Origin of the sequence: Archangium primigenium (genome assembly GCF_016904885.1) — a bacterium.
GTDB lineage: Bacteria > Myxococcota > Myxococcia > Myxococcales > Myxococcaceae > Cystobacter > Cystobacter primigenius.
Map to the genome: position 1 here is coordinate 2,836,735 of NZ_JADWYI010000001.1, position 15,251 is coordinate 2,851,985.

Sequence of the window (15,251 nt, forward strand, 5' to 3'; positions counted from 1 at the left end):
GTGCTCATCCTCCTGTACGAGTGGCTCAAGGACACGGACTCGGGGCGGCTGCTCAACTTCCTGCGCTACCCCACCTTCCGCATCATCGCCGCGGGCGTGGCCTCGCTGCTGCTGGGCATGTTCGTGGGTCCCCGGCTCATCGAGGCCCTGCGGCTCAAGCAGCACGGGCAGAGCAACGTGCGCGAGCACACCCCGGACACGCACAAGAAGAAGAAGGGCACGCCCACCATGGGGGGCGCGCTCATCCTCCTGTGCATCGCCGTGGGCACCATCATCTTCGCGGACCTGCGCAGCCGCGCGGTGTGGGCGGCCCTGCTGCTCACGCTCGGCTACGGCTTCATCGGCTTCCTGGACGACTGGCTCAAGCTGTCCAAGCGCAACTCCAAGGGCCTCGCGGGCCGCTACAAGATGGTCCTGCAGACCGTCTTCTTCCTCGTGGCCGTGTTCGGCTTCATGTGCACGTGGTCGGGGCCGGATGGGGCCTTCACCGGGCCCCGGCTGCTCATCGACACGCGGCTCACGCTGCCCTTCGTGCCCACGCACCGCTTCAACCCGGACTTCGGCTGGTTCTACGTGTTCTTCGCGTGGTTCGTCGTGGTGGGCACCTCCAACGCCGTCAACATCACCGACGGCCTGGATGGCCTGGCCATCATGCCCACCATCATCGCCGCCAGCACCTTCGCGGTGCTCTGCTACGTGGCGGGCTCCTCCATCCGCCTGTCGGACGTGGAGACGGTGGATGGCGCGGCGCGGCTGGTGGGCATTCCCCTGTGGCGCTACCTCGGCGTGCCCCAGGTGCCCGGCGGCGCGGAGCTGTCCATCTTCTGCGCCAGCATCGTGGGCGCGGGCATCTCCTTCCTCTGGTTCAACGCCTACCCGGCCTCCGTCTTCATGGGCGACATCGGCTCGCTCGCGCTGGGCGGGGCGCTCGGTGGCCTCGCCGTGCTGTCCAAGAACGAGGTCGTCTCCGCCATCATCCACGGGGTCTTCTTCGCGGAGATCCTCAGCGTGATGATCCAGGTGACCTCCTTCAAGCTCACCGGCAAGCGCGTCTTCAAGATGGCGCCCGTGCACCACCACTTCGAGCTCAAGGGAATCGCCGAGCCGAAGATCATCGTGCGCTTCTGGATCGTCGCCATCCTCTGTGGTGGCGTGGCCCTGCTGTCACTCAAGTTGCGCTAGTCGCGACGAAGGAGCCTGGCGCGCATGACGCCCGACTTGCTGCGGGACTCGAAGGTGGCCGTGTACGGCCTGGCCAAGAGCGGCGTGGCCGCCATCCGTCTGCTCGTGGAGAAGGGCGCGCGGGTGACGGCCGTCGACGCCCGCTCCCCGGAGGCCCTGGGCGCCACGGCGCGCGAGCTCCAGTACCTGGGTGTCACGCTCGTCACCGCGCCGCCCGCGCCGGGCCTGCTCGAGGCGCACCAGCTGGTGGTGGTGAGCCCCGGGGTGCCGCTCGCGCTGCCGGAGCTCCAGGCCGCGCGGCGCGCGGGCGTGCCCGTGTGGGGCGAGGTGGAGCTGGCCGGACGCTTCCTCGCGCACGTGCCGCTCTTCGGCATCACCGGCACCAACGGCAAGAGCACCACCACGGCGCTCACCGGCGAGCTGTTCGCCCAGGGCGGTGGACGCACGTTCGTGGGTGGCAACCTCGGCCGTCCCTTCACCGAGGCGGCCCTGACGCCCGAGGGCTGGGACGCGCTGGTGGTGGAGCTGTCCAGCTTCCAGCTCGAGGGCATCGACACGCTGCGGCCCCGGGGCGCCGCGCTGCTCAACCTCACGCCGGACCACATCGACCGGTACGCGGACCACGCGGCCTACGGCGCGGCCAAGGCCCGCATCTGGCGCGCGCAGCGGGACGCGGACTTCGTGGTGGTCAACGCGGATGACGCGGACGTGATGCGGCTGGCCGAGTCCGCGCCCGGCCGCGTCTACGGCTTCAGCCTCACGGGTCAGCCGGTGGCGGACGCGCCGCGGCTCGTGGGGCTCGCGGTGGCCCGGCCCGGAGGCTTCCTCTTCGAGGGCGTGGGAGAGCCGGGCGAGGCCTTCACGCTCACCAACCGCGCGCTGCGCGGCGGCCACAACACACAGAACGCCATGGCGGCGGCGCTCCTGGCCCGGCTCGGCGGCGTGCCCCACGCGGCGGTGCAGGCGGGGCTCGACCGCTACCCGGGCCTGCCGCACCGGCTGGAGAGCGTGCGCGTGCTGGAGGGCGTGGAGTGGGTGAACGACTCCAAGGCCACCAACGTGGATTCGGTGCTGGTGGCGTTGCGCGCGTTTTCCCGGGATGTGGTGCTCATCGCCGGGGGCAAGGGCAAGGGCGCGCCGTACGCGCCCATGGTGGAGGAGGGGCGGGGCAAGGTGAAGGCGGTGCTGACCATCGGTCAGGACGCGCCCCTGCTCGCCGAGGCCTACACCGGGGTGGCGCCCGTGCACGCCTGTGGAACGCTCGAGGAAGCCGTGCGTCAAGCCCGTGCGCTGGCGCGGGCGGGAGACACCATTCTTTTGTCACCCGCATGTGCGTCCTATGATCAGTTCCAGAACTTCGAGCACCGGGGCGACACCTTCAAGCGCCTCGTAGGGGAACTCTGATCCCATGAAGGCCGCTGCTTCCGTGTCCGCCGCCCCCGTGCGGTTCGACGCGCTGCTGTTGTGTGCCGTGTTGTCCCTCGTGTCGCTGGGCCTGGTGATGGTGTACTCGGCCAGCGCCGTCATGGCGGAGGACAAGCTGGGCGACAGCTTCTACTTCCTCAACCGCCAGCTCATGGCGGTGGGCATGGGCGTGGTGGCGATGGCGGTGGGCATGAAGGTGGGCTGGCGGCGCCTGGCGCGGCTCGCCTATCCGCTCTTGCTGGTGACGCTGGTGCTGCTCGTGCTGGTGCTCATCCCCGGCATCGGCACCACGGTGGGCGGCGCGCGCCGGTGGATCCGCCTGCCGGGCTTCGGCCTGCAGCCGGCCGAGGTGGCCAAGTTCGCCTGGGTCGTCTACCTGTCCTACTCGCTGGCCAAGAAGCGCGAGAAGGTGGCGTCGTTCTCCGTGGGCTTCCTGCCGCACCTCTTGCTGTGTGGCCTGCTGGTGGGGCTGTGCATGCTCCAGCCGGACTTCGGCAGCTCGGTGTTGTTGGTGTTCCTCCTGTTCGCGCTGCTCTTCGCCGCGGGCACCAAGCTGAGCTACCTGGTGGGCTCGGTGCTCCTGGCGCTGCCCCTGGCCTACGCGGCCATCGCCACGAGCCCCTACCGGATGAAGCGCGTGCTGGCCTTCCTGGATCCGTGGGCCCACCGGCACGACATCGGCTACCAGGTGGCCGAGTCCCTCATGTCCATCGGCTCCGGCGGCCTCACCGGGCTGGGGCTGGGCGATGGGCGGCAGAAGCTCTTCTTCCTGCCCGAGGCGCACACGGACTTCATCTTCGCCATCATCGGCGAGGAGCTGGGCCTGCTCGGGGTGGGGGTGCTGGTGGCGCTCTACGCCGTCATCATCTGGCGCGGCGTCCGGGCGAGCCTCGCGGCGCCGGAGGTGTTCGGCACCTACCTGGGGCTGGGCATCACCTCCATCATCGCCTTCCAGGCCACGGTGAACATGTGCGTGGCCATGGGCTTGCTGCCGACCAAGGGCCTGACCCTGCCGTTCGTCTCCTACGGGGGCTCTTCCCTGGTGGTGTTGATGGGGGCGGCCGGTGTATTGCTCTCGCTCAGTGCCAGCGCGCAGCCCGTGGGTGGGGCCCGCGTGACGCGCACCGGTGGTGACTTGAGGGAGGTGGCGGCGTGAAGGTGCTCATCGCGGGTGGCGGTACGGGCGGTCATCTCTACCCGGGCATCGCCCTGGCCGAGGAGGTGGTGACGCGGCACCACGCCAACAAGGTGGTGTTCGTGGGCACCGAGCGCGGCCTGGAGGCCCGGGTGGTGCCCCGCGAGGGCTACCCCCTGGAGACCATCCGCGCCCAGGGGCTCAAGGGCAAGGGGCTGGTCGGCCTGCTCAAGGGCATCTTCCTCTTGCCCCTGGCCCTGTTCGAGTCCTTCCGCATCCTGCGCGAGCACAAGCCGGACGTGGTGGTGGGGGTGGGCGGCTACTCGAGCGGGCCGGTGGTGCTCGTGGCGGCGCTGATGGGCATTCCCACCGCCATCCAGGAGCAGAACGCGCTGCCGGGCCTCACCAACAAGGTGCTCGGCCGCTTCGCGCGCGTCGTCTTCACCGCGTTCGCGGGGGCGGGGGCCTTCTTTCCCGCCCGCAAGGTGCAGCTCGTGGGCAACCCCATCCGCCGCAAGCTGATGGACAACTTCCTGCTCGCGCACGTGGCCCAGGACACCTTCTCCCTGCTCGTCTTCGGCGGCAGCCTGGGCGCGCGCGGCATCAACCAGCGCATGCTCGACGCCCTGGACCACCTGGGCGACCTCAAGGGCCAGCTGCGCATCGTCCACCAGACGGGCAAGAACGACCTGGAGTCCGTGCGCCAGGGCTACGCGGCCCGGGGCTTCGAGGCCCAGGTGGTGGAATTCATCGACGACATGTCCAGCGCCTACGCCGAGGCCTCGCTCGTCGTGTGCCGCGCGGGCGCCACCACGCTCGCCGAGCTGATGGTGGCCAAGAAGGCCAGCATCCTCATCCCTTTCCCCTTCGCCACGGACGACCACCAGGCCGTCAACGCCCAGGAGATGGTGTCCGCGGGCGCCGCGCTCATGTTCCGCGAGGCGGGGCTCACCGGGGAGAAGCTGGCCGCGGAGATCCGCCGCCTCAAGGACGAGCCGGAGCGGCTGCGGCAGATGGAGAAGAAGGCGGGTCTGCTCGGCCGTCCCGAGGCCGCCAAGGAGCTGGCCGACGTGCTCGTGGACCTGATGGTGAAGAAGTACGGTCCGGACGGGCGCGCCGAGGCCCGGGGGGAGGATCCCCGCGCCAAGCCCCCGCCCAAGAAGAAAACCGACGGTGGCGGCAAGCCGACGGATGGCAACGAAAAGCAGGCTCGAGGAGAGTAGACCTTCGTGACGACTCAGCGCCCCGCCAGGACCACGAGCCTCTTCAAGACGCGTCATGCCGCGCACGTGCACTTCGTGGGCATTGGCGGCATCGGCATGAGCGGCATCGCCGAGGTGCTGCTCAACCTCGGCTACCGCGTGTCCGGCTCGGACCTCAAGGCGAGTGACATCACCCGGCGGCTCGGTCGCCTGGGCGCCACGCTCTTCGAGGGCCACCGCGCGGACAACCTCGTGCACGCGGACGTGGTCGTCATCTCCTCGGCGGTGCGCAAGGACAACCCCGAGGTCATCACCGCGCGCCAGCGCAAGATTCCCGTCATCCCCCGCGCGGAGATGCTCGCGGAGCTCATGCGGCTCAAGTACGCCGTCGCCGTCGCGGGCAGCCACGGCAAGACGACCACCACCTCCATGGTGGCCACGGTGCTGTCCGCCGCGGGGCTGGATCCCACGGCGGTGGTGGGCGGCAAGGTGAACGTGCTCGACTCCAACGCCAAGCTCGGCAAGAGCGAGCTCATGGTGGTGGAGGCCGACGAGAGCGACGGCAGCTTCCTGCACCTGCACCCGTCCATCTCCATCGTCACCAACATCGACCCGGAGCACATGGACCACTACGGCACGCTGGACAAGCTCAAGGAGGCCTTCACCTCCTTCTGCAACCGCGTGCCCTTCTACGGCCTCAACGTGCTCTGCCTGGACAACCCCAACGTCCAGTCGCTCCTGCCCCACCTGGAGAAGCGCTTCGTCACCTACGGCAGCTCGCACATGGCGGACTACCGGCTGGAGGGCGTGCGGCTCGAGGGCTTCACCACGCGCTTCGAGGCCTTCCGGCGCGACGAGCCGCTCGGGGAGTTCCGCGTGCGCATGGTGGGCGCGCACAACGCCCTCAACGCCCTGGCCGTCATCGCCGCGGCCGAGGAGATGGACGTGCCGCTGGACGTGGTGCGCGACGCGCTGGCCGAGTTCGGCGGCGTGCAGCGGCGCTTCACCGTGCGCGGCGAGGTGGCGGGCGTCACCGTGGTGGACGACTACGGACACCACCCCACCGAGGTGCAGGCCACGCTCGCGGGCGCCCGGCGCGCCTTCGGCCGGCGGCTGGTGGTGGCCTTCCAGCCGCACCGCTACACGCGCACCCACGAGCTGTTCAAGGAGTTCGCCACCTCCTTCAACGACGCGGACGCGCTCTTCGTATGCAGCGTCTACGCCGCCGGCGAGGAGCCCATTCCGGGCGCCACCGCCGACGCCCTGGCCGAGGCCATCCGCGAGCACGGCCACCGCGACGTCACCTTCGTGGAGAAGCGCACGGACCTGGCGCGCGCCCTGCTGCCCCGGCTGCGCGAGGGGGACCTGGTGGTGACGCTCGGCGCGGGCGACATCACCCAGGTGGGTCCCGAACTCGTCGAGCTGCTCAAGCAACACGGCCTGGGGAAGGGCGACTAGGACGCCATGGCCGCCGTCTTCTCCTCGTCCCTGCCCGAGCGGGTGGGGCGCCTGTCCGGCTGTGACGTGAGCGCGGACGCGCCGCTCGCGCCCCTCACCAGCGTGCGCGTGGGCGGCCCCGCCGAGGCGCTCGTGCGCCCGCGCTCCCCCGACGCCCTGGTGGCCCTGCTGCGCCTGGCGCGCGAGGAGGGCGTGCCCTTCACCGTGCTCGGTGGCGGCGCCAACACGCTCGTGGGGGACGGCGGCATTCCGGGCCTCACCGTGAAGCTGCCGGGGGACCTGTTCCCCGAGCAGGCCGAGCTGGGCGAGTCCGAGGGTCGGCTCACGCTGGGCGCGGGCGCGGCCATCGTGCGGCTGTGCAACCAGATGCGCGCGCACGGGCTCGTGGGCGCGGAGTTCCTCGCCGGCATTCCGGGCACGCTCGGGGGCGCGGTCACCATGAACGCGGGCACCAAGAACGGCGAGTGCTTCCGCGTGGTGGAGGCCGTGGAGGTGGCCACCGCGGACGGGGTGGGGTGGCTGTCCCGCGCGGAGATTCCGCACCGCTACCGCCACTCGGAATTGCCGCCGGGCGGCGTGGTCACGCGCGTGCGCTTCCTCCTGCCCAAGGGGGACCTCGTCACGTCCAAGCGGGTGATGGACGAGGACCTCGCCTACCGCAAGCGCTCCCAGCCCCTGAGCCAGCCCAACTTCGGCAGCGTCTTCACCAATCCCCCCGGGGATTTCGCCGGACGGCTCATCGAGACCGTGCAGCTCAAGGGCCATGTCATCGGCCGCGCGCAGGTGTCGCTCCTGCACGCCAACTGGATCGTCAACCTGGGCGGCGCCACCGCCCGCGATGTCCTCTCCCTCCTCACCCTCATGCAGACGCGCGTGCGCGAGGAGCGGGGCGTCGAGCTACAACCCGAAGTCAAGCGCGTGGGAGTCTTCCTGCCATGAGCACCCTGTCCAAGGACGAGCTGAAGCGCAAGCGGGTCGGTGTGTTGCTCGGAGGTCTGTCCTCCGAGCGCGACGTGTCGCTGCGCTCGGGCGCCGCCGTGTCCAAGGCCCTGCGGGGCCTGGGCTACGACGTGGTGGAGATCGACGTGGGCCGCGACCTGGCCGCCCGTCTGGCCGCGGAGAAGGTGGACGTCGCCTTCATCGCCCTGCACGGCCGCTATGGCGAGGACGGGTGCGTGCAGGGCCTGCTCGAGTGCCTCGACATCCCCTACACGGGCAGCGGCGTGCTGGCCTCGTCCCTGGGCATGGACAAGGTCTTCGCCAAGCAGATCTTCATCGCCCACGGCATCCCCACGCCGCCCTACCGCGCCTTCGCCTCCAAGGAGGAGGCCCTGGCGGCCGTGGACTCGCTGCCCTTCGGCCTGCCCGCCGTGGTCAAGCCCTCGCGCGAGGGCAGCAGCGTGGGCGTGCACCTGTGCAAGACGCGCGAGGCGTACCTCGCCGCCGTGGAGGACGTGGCCGGGCGCGCGGGCACCATCCTCGTGGAGCAGTACATCAAGGGCCGCGAGGTGCAGGGCGGCGTGCTGGACAACGAGGCCCTGGGCGTCATCGAGGTCGTCGCCGCGCGGGAGTTCTACGACTACCAGGCCAAGTACCAGTCCGGCGGCACCACCCAGTACCTCTTCCCCGCGCCCCTGCCGCCCGAGCAGTACGCCCGGGTGAACGAGGTGTGCCTGGGCGCCCACAAGGCCCTGGGGTGCAGTGGCGGCTCGCGCTCGGACGTCATCCTGACGCCCGCCGGAGACGTCTACCTGTTGGAGACCAACACGTTGCCGGGCATGACGGAGTCCAGCCTGCTGCCGAAGATCGCCGCGGGCCAGGGCATCGACTTCCCCGCGCTCTGCGAGCGCTTGCTGCAGGGAGCCACTGTCAAGGCCTGATTTCGGCGCCTCTCGGAAGTCAACGTGCCGGCCCCTTGCACGAAGGGCGCCGGACTACAGCGACGTGCCTGTAGCGAAAAACTGGCATGGAGATCCAACCGCGCGCAGCATGCGCCACCCACGCACCATGGCATTCGGTCAGTCCAAGAATCGGCGTCATCAGGACGCCGCCCAGAAGAAAGAGGCGATGAAGGGCGCCGTGCGCACGCACGGGCCCGGCGTCGCGAAGGCCATTCTCCTGACCGGTCTGACATGCGCCCTGGTGTGGGGCTCCATCGAGCTGCGGCGCTGGGCGCTCACCTCGCCCTTCTTCCTGCTCAAGGAGACGTCGTTCAGCGGGCTGCAGCGCGCGGGGGCCGGTGAGCTGCTCAAGCTGTCCGGGCTCACGGTGGGACAGAACCTGTGGTCCCTGGACGTGGGGGCGCTCGAGCGCGCCATGGACACCCACCCCTGGGTGCGCCAGGTGGAGGTGCGGCGGCACTTCCCCTCCAGCGTGTCCGTGGAGGTGACGGAGCACGTGCCCGCGGCGCTCGCGGTGCTCAGCGACCTGTACCTGCTGGATGACCAGGGCGAGCCCTTCAAGCGGCTGCAGCCCGGGGACGGGTTGGACCTGGTGCTCATCACCGGCGTGGAGCGCGAGGCGTACCTGACGGACGAGACGCGCACGCGCGAGCGGCTGCGCGAGGCGCTCGCGGTGCTCGAGGCCCACGCGGCCACGCAGCCCGGCAAGCGCGACCGGCTGAGCGAGGTGCGCATCGGGGCCGGGGGCATGGTGTTGGTGCTGGCGGACGGGACGGAAGTGTTGTTGGGGCAGGGGGACACGGACGCCAAGCTGAAGAAGCTCGTGCGCGTGCGTGAGGAATTGAAGACCCGCGGCTTGTCCGCGGAGGTCATCCACCTGGAGAACCGGGCTCGGCCCGGCTGGGTGGCGGTGAAGTTGTCGAGCCCCGTCTCCGAGAGGACCGGGGCCTCGTCGCGGTAGACGATCGCGCCCCTTTCACGAGAGTGGGGGGCCTGGGAGGGCAGTCATGGCGAAGCAGAAGTCCGGGGAGATCATCGTCGGCCTCGATATCGGCACGACGAAGATCTGCGCCATCGTCGGTGAGCTGACCGACAATGGGATCGACATCATCGGCATCGGGACCCATCCGTCCAAGGGTCTGCGCAAGGGCGTGGTGGTCAACATCGAGGCGACCGTGTCCTCCATCCGCCGCGCGGTGGAGGAGGCGGAGCTCATGGCGGGCGCCGAGATCTCCCACGTGTACACGGGCATCGCCGGCGGCCACATCAAGGGCTTCAACTCCCAGGGCATCGTCGCGGTGAAGGACAAGGAGGTGCGCGAGCCGGACATCGCGCGCGTCATCGACGCGGCCAAGGCCGTGGCGATTCCGCTCGACCGCGAGGTCATCCACGTCCTGCCCCAGGAGTTCATCATCGACGACCAGGGCGGCATCAAGGAGCCCCTGGGCATGGCGGGCGTGCGGCTGGAGGCCAAGGTGCACATCGTCACCGGCGCCGTGTCCAGCGCGCAGAACATCGTCAAGTGCGCCAACCGCACCGGGCTCAACGTGGCGGACATCGTCCTGCAGCCGCTCGCCTCCGCCGAGGCCGTGCTGGGCGAGGACGAGAAGGAGCTGGGCGTGTGCCTCGTCGACATCGGCGGGGGCACCACCGACATCGCCATCTTCTCCGGCGGCTCCATCGTCCACACCGCCGTCATCGCCCTGGGCGGCAACAACCTGACGAGCGACATCGCCATCGGCCTGCGCACCCCGGCCCACGAGGCCGAGCGCATCAAGCAGAAGTTCGGCTGCGCCCTGTCCTCGCTCGTCAACAAGGACGAGACCATCGAGGTGCCCAGCGTGGGCGGCCGTCAGCCCCGCGTGCTCGGCCGGCAGATCCTCTGTGAGATCCTCGAGCCGCGCGTGGAGGAGATCTTCCAGCTCGTGCACCGGGAGATCCAGAAGTGCGGCTACGAGGATCTGCTCGCCTCGGGCGTGGTCATCACCGGGGGCTCCACGCTGCTCGCCGGCATGCCGGAGCTGGCCGAGGAAGTGATTGGCCTGCCCGTGCGCCGGGGCATGCCGCGTGGCATCGGTGGGCTCGTGGACGTGGTGAAGAGCCCCATGTACGCCACGGGCGTGGGCCTGGTCGTCTACGGAGCCAAGCACCTGGACCGCAAGATGTTCCGCATCCGCGACGAGAACGTCTACAAGAAGGTCAAGGGCCGCATGCGCGAGTGGCTGGAGGAGATCTTCTAGTCCGCCGTCCCAGCACCCGCCGCACCCTCCGGGGCCGCCCCTCCCAGCGGCCCCGTTCTTTTTTTCCGCGGCGCGGGCTCAGGGCTCGTCGTGGGCGGGGGCCACGGGCTTCGGGCCCCGGCGCAGGAAGTTCTCCAGCCCGTCGATGTCCACCGGCTTGACGAAGTGCTTGTCGAAGCCCGCCTCCAGCGCGCGGCTGCGATCGCTCGCCTGGCCGTAGCCGGTGAGGGCCACGAGTGTCAGGCCCGGGCCCAGGGGCCCCGCGCGCAGGCGGCGCGCCACCTCGTAGCCGTCCATGCCCGGCAGGCCGATGTCGAGCAGGACCACGTCCGGGCGGTGCTCCTCGGCGGCCTTGAGCGCCGCGTGGCCGTCATGGGCCTGCCAGACGGTGTGATCCCACGTCTGGAGCAGCTCGGCGAGCGTGTCGGCGGCGTCGACGTTGTCGTCCACCACGAGGATGCGCCGGGTGCTCGGCGGGGGCGCGCTCTCGGGGACGGGCGCGGGCGCGGGGGACACGGGTGACGGGGACGCGGGGGCCGGGGACGCGGTCGGAGTGGCGGGGCCCTCGGAGAGCGGGAGCCGGACGATGAACTCGCTGCCCCGGCCGACCCCCTCGCTGCGCGCCTCGATGGTGCCGCCGTGCAGCTCCACCAGGTTCTTCACCACGGTGAGCCCGATGCCCAGGCCCCCCTGGGAGCGATCCAGGCCGCGCTCGGCCTGCTCGAAGAGGTTGAACACGCGGCCGAGCATCTCCGGGGCGATGCCGATGCCCGAGTCCTTCACCCGGATCTCCGCCACCGTGCCCGCGCGCTCGAGGCTCACCCGGAGCAGGCCCTCGGGGTCCGTGTACTTGGCCGCGTTGGTGATGAGGTTGACGATGATCTGCTCGATGCGCACGGCGTCGCCGAAGGTGTACAGGGGCTTGCGCGGCAGGGTGACGCTCACCTCGTGGCGTCGCTCGTCGAGCAGCGGCTGCACGGACTGCAGGGCGCTGTCCACCAGCGCGGGCAGGGCCACCGGGCCCTTGCGCAGCTCGATGCGCCCGCGGGTGATGCGCGACACGTCGAGCAGATCATCCACCAAGCGCGCCAGGTTCGTGGTCTGGCGCTCGATGACGTCCAGGGCGTGCTGGCTCTTCTCGTCCAGGGTGGCGTGGGTGGTGAGCAGCTTGAGCGCCGAGCGCACGGGGGCCAGGGGGTTGCGCAGCTCGTGGGCGAGCATCGCCAGGAACTCGTCCTTGCGGCGGCTGGCCTCCTGGAGCGAGGCCTCGGCGCGCTTCTGCTCGGTGAGGTCGCGCGCCTCGAGCACGGTGGCCACGCGCTGGCCTCCGCGCAGCAGGGGGCTGGACGACACGGCCACGGGCAGGGGCTCGCCGCTGACCCGCACGAAGACGTCCTCGTGGCCCGCGCCGAGCGCCGCGCGTCCGGTGAGCAGGGACTCCAGCGGGCACGGCGCCGCGTCCGTGTGCGTGGGGTGCAGGAGCGTGTGCAGCTTCTGGCCCCGGATGTCCGCGAAGGTGTGGCCCGTCATCCGCTCGGCCGCGGGGTTCATGAAGGTGCAGCGGCCCTCGGCGTCCGCCATGTACAGCGCCGAGGTGGCGTTCTCGGCGATGGTGCGGCTCACCTGGCGCTCGTACTGCTGCAGGGCCTCCTCGGTCGCCTTGCGCGAGGTGATGTCGAAGAGGATGCCCTCGAGCGACCAGGCCTTGCCGTGCTCGTCGTACAGGGCGCGTCCCACCTCGGACACCCAGCGGGGCAGGCCGTCCGCGTGCATGATGCGGTACTCGAGCTCGTAGGGCGTGTGCCGGTCCACCGCCCGGGCGATGCGGGCCTCCACGTTGGCCAGGTCCTCCGGGTGGACGAGCGGCGCCCAGGTGCGGCCCTCTCCGAGGAACTCCGAGGCGGGGTAGCCGGTGAGGCTCAGCACCGGCTCGCTCATGAACGTGAAGCGCCAGGGCGCCTCGGGCTCGCACACGTAGACGGCGCCGGGCACGTTGAGCACGAACGAGCGGAAGCGCTCGCTCTGGGCCTCGGCGCGCAGCCGGGACAGCTCCAGGTGGGCGCGCACCCGGGTGAGCAGCTCCCGCGCGCCGAAGGGCTTGACGAGGTAGTCGTCCGCGCCCTGCTCCAGGCCCTCCAGGCGCGACTCCTCGCCCGCGCGGGCCGACAGCAGGATGACGGGCAGGGTGTGGGTGCGCTCGTTGGCGCGCAGCGCCTCGAGCAGGCCGAAGCCATCCAGCCCCGGCATCATCACGTCCGTGAGCACCAGATCCGGCCGCTGCTCGCGCGCCGCGGCGAGGGCCTGGAGGCCATCGGCCACCACCCGCACCTCGTGGCCCGCGGCCCGCAGCAGCCGGGCCACGTAGTCGCGCATGTCCGCGTTGTCGTCCGCCAGGAGGATGTGGCCCCGCTTGTCCTGGCGCTCCAGGGCGGGCGCGGCCTCGCGCGGCTCGAGCAACCAGCGCAGGGCCTCCTGGACATAGGGCGCCGCGACCTCCGAGAGGGCACGCGCGGGCTCGCTGGAGACGCGCAGGCGCTCGGCGGGCAGGTGCGCCACGCCCAGGGGAAGGGTCACGGTGAAGCACGTGCCCTCGCCCACGGTGCTCGCCACCGAGAGCGTGCCCGCGTGCATCTTCACCAGCTCGCGCACCAGCGCCAGGCCGATGCCGCTGCCCTCGTGGCTGCGGCTGCGCGCGCCCTCCACCCGGTAGAAGCGCTCGAAGAGGTGGGGCAGGGCCTCGGGGGGAATGCCCGTGCCGGTGTCCGCCACCGTGAGCACCGCCTGGCCGCCCTCCTCCCGCAGCGCCACGGTGATGCCGCCCTCGAAGGTGTACTTGAAGGCGTTGGACAAGAGGTTCAGGACGATCTTCTCCCACAGGTCCCGGTCCACGTGGACCGGCTCGGACAGGGGCGGGCAGTCCAGGGTGAGCGTGAGCCCGGCCTGGACGACGGCCGAGCGGAAGACGCTCGCCAGGTCCCCCGTGAGCGCCGCGAGATCCGTGGGCTGGTAGGTGGCCTGGACCCGGCCGGCCTCGATGCGCGAGAAGTCCAGCAGGGAGTTGACGAGCTTGAGCAGCCGCAGCGCGTTGCGGTGCAGCGTGTCGACCTGGGCGCTCTGGGCGGGCGTCAGGGGGCCGAACGCGCCCGAGCGCAGCTCCTCCGCGGGGCCGAGCATGAGCGTGAGGGGCGTGCGGAACTCGTGGCTCACGTTGCTGAAGAACGCCGTCTTGGCGCGGTCCAACTCGGCGAGGGACTCGGCGCGCTGGCGCTCCTCCTCATAGACGCGCACCTGGGCGATGGCCTCGGCGATGTGGTGCGCCACCTGGGCGATGAAGTCGCGATAGCCCGGGTCCACGGGCAGCCGGGGGCTGAGCCCGGCGACGAGAAAGCCGGTGGGCGGCCGCTCGCTCCCGCGCACGAGCGGCTGGACGAGCGCGCTCCGCGCCGGTTCGGGCCAGGGTCCTCCGGGAAGGCCCTCGCCCCGCTCGGCCTCCTCGCGCACGTCCACGTCCCGCGCGGCGCCCGGGAGCATCAGGGGCCAGGGCGCGGTGGGATCGTTCACCGGCAGGCTCCGGGGCGCGAGCCGCGCGGGAATGCTGCCCGACCGCCCCCGCAGCGTGGCCGTCTGGCCGTCCGGCTCGAGCACATAGAGCAGGCAGAAGGGCACGTCCTGGGACGAGGCGTCGAGCACCGACGCGGCCACCGCGTAGGTCTCCTCGGCCGTCTTCTCCTCCGCGGTGCGCAGCGTCAGCTCGCGCAGCACTCGCAGGCGCCGCTCGCCCACCACCTTCTGCGTCGTCTCGCTCACCGCCGTGAAGACGCCCCCCACCGCGCCCGACTCCACCCGGATGGGGCTATAGGAGAAGGTGAAGTAGACCTCCTCGCGAAAGCCGTGCCGCTCGAGGATGAGCTGCTGGTCCGCCGACCACGTCGCCTCGCCCCGGGTGAGGACGCCGCGCAGCATGGGCTCGATGACGGCGCGCGTGTCTGGATCTCCCCACACCGCGCGTGACAGGCCGGGCGCTCCCAACGCGCCGGGGTGCTTGCGCCCGAGAATGGAGATATACGCGTCGTTGTAGATCGCGATGAGCTCCTCGCCCCACCGCACGATCATGGGGAAGCGCGAGTCCAGGCAGATGCTCACCGCCGTCTTCAGGCTCTGGGGCCAGCGCTCGGGAGGCCCGAGCGGCGTCCGGGTCCAATCGAAAGCGCGGATGCGCGCCGCCATCTCCCCGCCGCCGCCAGTCAGTCCCTCATCCACGCGCGCACCTCATGGGCGATTGCCTCGCGCAACCATACGTCAGGGGACGCGCCCGAGGCGGGGAAGACCGAGCGGCTCGCCGCCCCGAGCAGCTCCCGCGTTCGTGGCGAGAACGGCTGTGGCGAATCTCCTCAGTCCCCAAATGCCCCGGTCGTCTCCACGGCTCCTCTGTCCGAGCCCCCCCTGAGGGGAGGCGGTCCGCCGCTCGCCCGCGGTGGCGCGGAACGCCCCAGCCGCGTGCCTCGCCCGCGCGTGCCCTCACGAGGGCGCGCCGTGGCACATCCCTCGCACTGCTTGGCCCCGACAGGGGCTGATTCCCGCCTCCGTGCCACGTGCCGACTCAGCATCCGAGCGGTCGCGACATCCGTCCTTCAAGTTGCGGGCCCCCCGGACCGCATGCATTCTCGCTGACAATTTTTATCCCCATGAGAATTACGGCTCATTCCAT

The 15,251-nt window shown here is 70.9% G+C and carries 10 protein-coding genes; 9 read left to right on the forward strand and 1 reads right to left on the reverse strand.

Going from position 1 to position 15,251, the window contains the following annotated elements:
• The 9 genes from mraY (at position 1) to ftsA (ending at position 10,543) form a co-directional block, all read left to right on the forward strand.
• The gene (gene mraY / locus I3V78_RS12125; RefSeq protein WP_204487277.1) at positions 1-1,182 is read left to right on the forward strand and encodes a phospho-N-acetylmuramoyl-pentapeptide-transferase; all 1,182 of its coding nucleotides are present in this window, start codon (positions 1-3) and stop codon (positions 1,180-1,182) included.
• 24 nt (positions 1,183-1,206) lie between these two features.
• A complete protein-coding gene (gene murD / locus I3V78_RS12130; RefSeq protein ID WP_204487280.1) occupies positions 1,207-2,586 on the forward strand; it encodes a UDP-N-acetylmuramoyl-L-alanine--D-glutamate ligase in 1,380 nt (459 codons plus the stop codon).
• Between the two features lie 4 nt (positions 2,587-2,590).
• A complete protein-coding gene (gene ftsW, locus I3V78_RS12135) occupies positions 2,591-3,763 on the forward strand; it encodes a putative lipid II flippase FtsW (protein WP_204487282.1) in 1,173 nt (390 codons plus the stop codon).
• On the forward strand, positions 3,760-4,965 hold the full coding sequence (murG, locus tag I3V78_RS12140; RefSeq protein ID WP_204487285.1) for an undecaprenyldiphospho-muramoylpentapeptide beta-N-acetylglucosaminyltransferase: 1,206 nt from the start codon (positions 3,760-3,762) through the stop codon (positions 4,963-4,965). The genes ftsW and murG overlap by 4 nt, the downstream gene beginning before the upstream one ends.
• Before the next feature lie 6 nt (positions 4,966-4,971).
• Positions 4,972-6,402 (forward strand): UDP-N-acetylmuramate--L-alanine ligase, encoded by a 1,431-nt coding sequence (murC, locus tag I3V78_RS12145; RefSeq protein WP_204487287.1) that lies wholly within the window; start codon positions 4,972-4,974, stop codon positions 6,400-6,402.
• A gap of 6 nt (positions 6,403-6,408) precedes the next feature.
• The gene (gene murB / locus I3V78_RS12150) at positions 6,409-7,341 is read left to right on the forward strand and encodes a UDP-N-acetylmuramate dehydrogenase (protein ID WP_204487289.1); all 933 of its coding nucleotides are present in this window, start codon (positions 6,409-6,411) and stop codon (positions 7,339-7,341) included.
• Positions 7,338-8,282 (forward strand): D-alanine--D-alanine ligase, encoded by a 945-nt coding sequence (locus I3V78_RS12155; RefSeq protein ID WP_204487292.1) that lies wholly within the window; start codon positions 7,338-7,340, stop codon positions 8,280-8,282. Before murB ends, I3V78_RS12155 begins: the two co-directional genes overlap by 4 nt.
• Positions 8,283-8,409: 127 nt before the next feature.
• Entirely contained in the window at positions 8,410-9,264 is an 855-nt protein-coding gene (locus I3V78_RS12160; RefSeq protein ID WP_204487294.1) for a cell division protein FtsQ/DivIB, read from the forward strand.
• Between the two features lie 46 nt (positions 9,265-9,310).
• Positions 9,311-10,543, forward strand: a complete 1,233-nt coding sequence (gene ftsA, locus I3V78_RS12165) for a cell division protein FtsA (protein WP_095976568.1) — start codon at positions 9,311-9,313, stop codon at positions 10,541-10,543.
• Positions 10,544-10,621: 78 nt separating this feature from the next.
• On the opposite strand, the gene I3V78_RS39160 is transcribed toward ftsA, so the two are convergent.
• Positions 10,622-14,803 carry an ATP-binding protein gene (locus tag I3V78_RS39160; RefSeq protein WP_204487296.1) on the reverse strand — a complete coding sequence of 1,394 codons (4,182 nt, stop codon included), beginning with the start codon at positions 14,801-14,803 and terminating at the stop codon, positions 10,622-10,624.
• Positions 14,804-15,251 lie beyond the last annotated feature (448 nt).

Excerpts from the sequence above, each read along its gene's own strand:
- murB (WP_204487289.1), top strand. The coding sequence starts at position 6,409 with ATGGCCGCCGTCTTCTCCTCGTCCCTGCCCGAGCGGGTGGGGCGCCTG.
- murD (WP_204487280.1), top strand. The coding sequence starts at position 1,207 with ATGACGCCCGACTTGCTGCGGGACTCGAAGGTGGCCGTGTACGGCCTG.
- ftsW (WP_204487282.1), top strand. The coding sequence starts at position 2,591 with ATGAAGGCCGCTGCTTCCGTGTCCGCCGCCCCCGTGCGGTTCGACGCG.
- I3V78_RS12160 (WP_204487294.1), top strand. The coding sequence starts at position 8,410 with ATGGCATTCGGTCAGTCCAAGAATCGGCGTCATCAGGACGCCGCCCAG.
- I3V78_RS12155 (WP_204487292.1), top strand. The coding sequence starts at position 7,338 with ATGAGCACCCTGTCCAAGGACGAGCTGAAGCGCAAGCGGGTCGGTGTG.
- ftsA (WP_095976568.1), top strand. The coding sequence starts at position 9,311 with ATGGCGAAGCAGAAGTCCGGGGAGATCATCGTCGGCCTCGATATCGGC.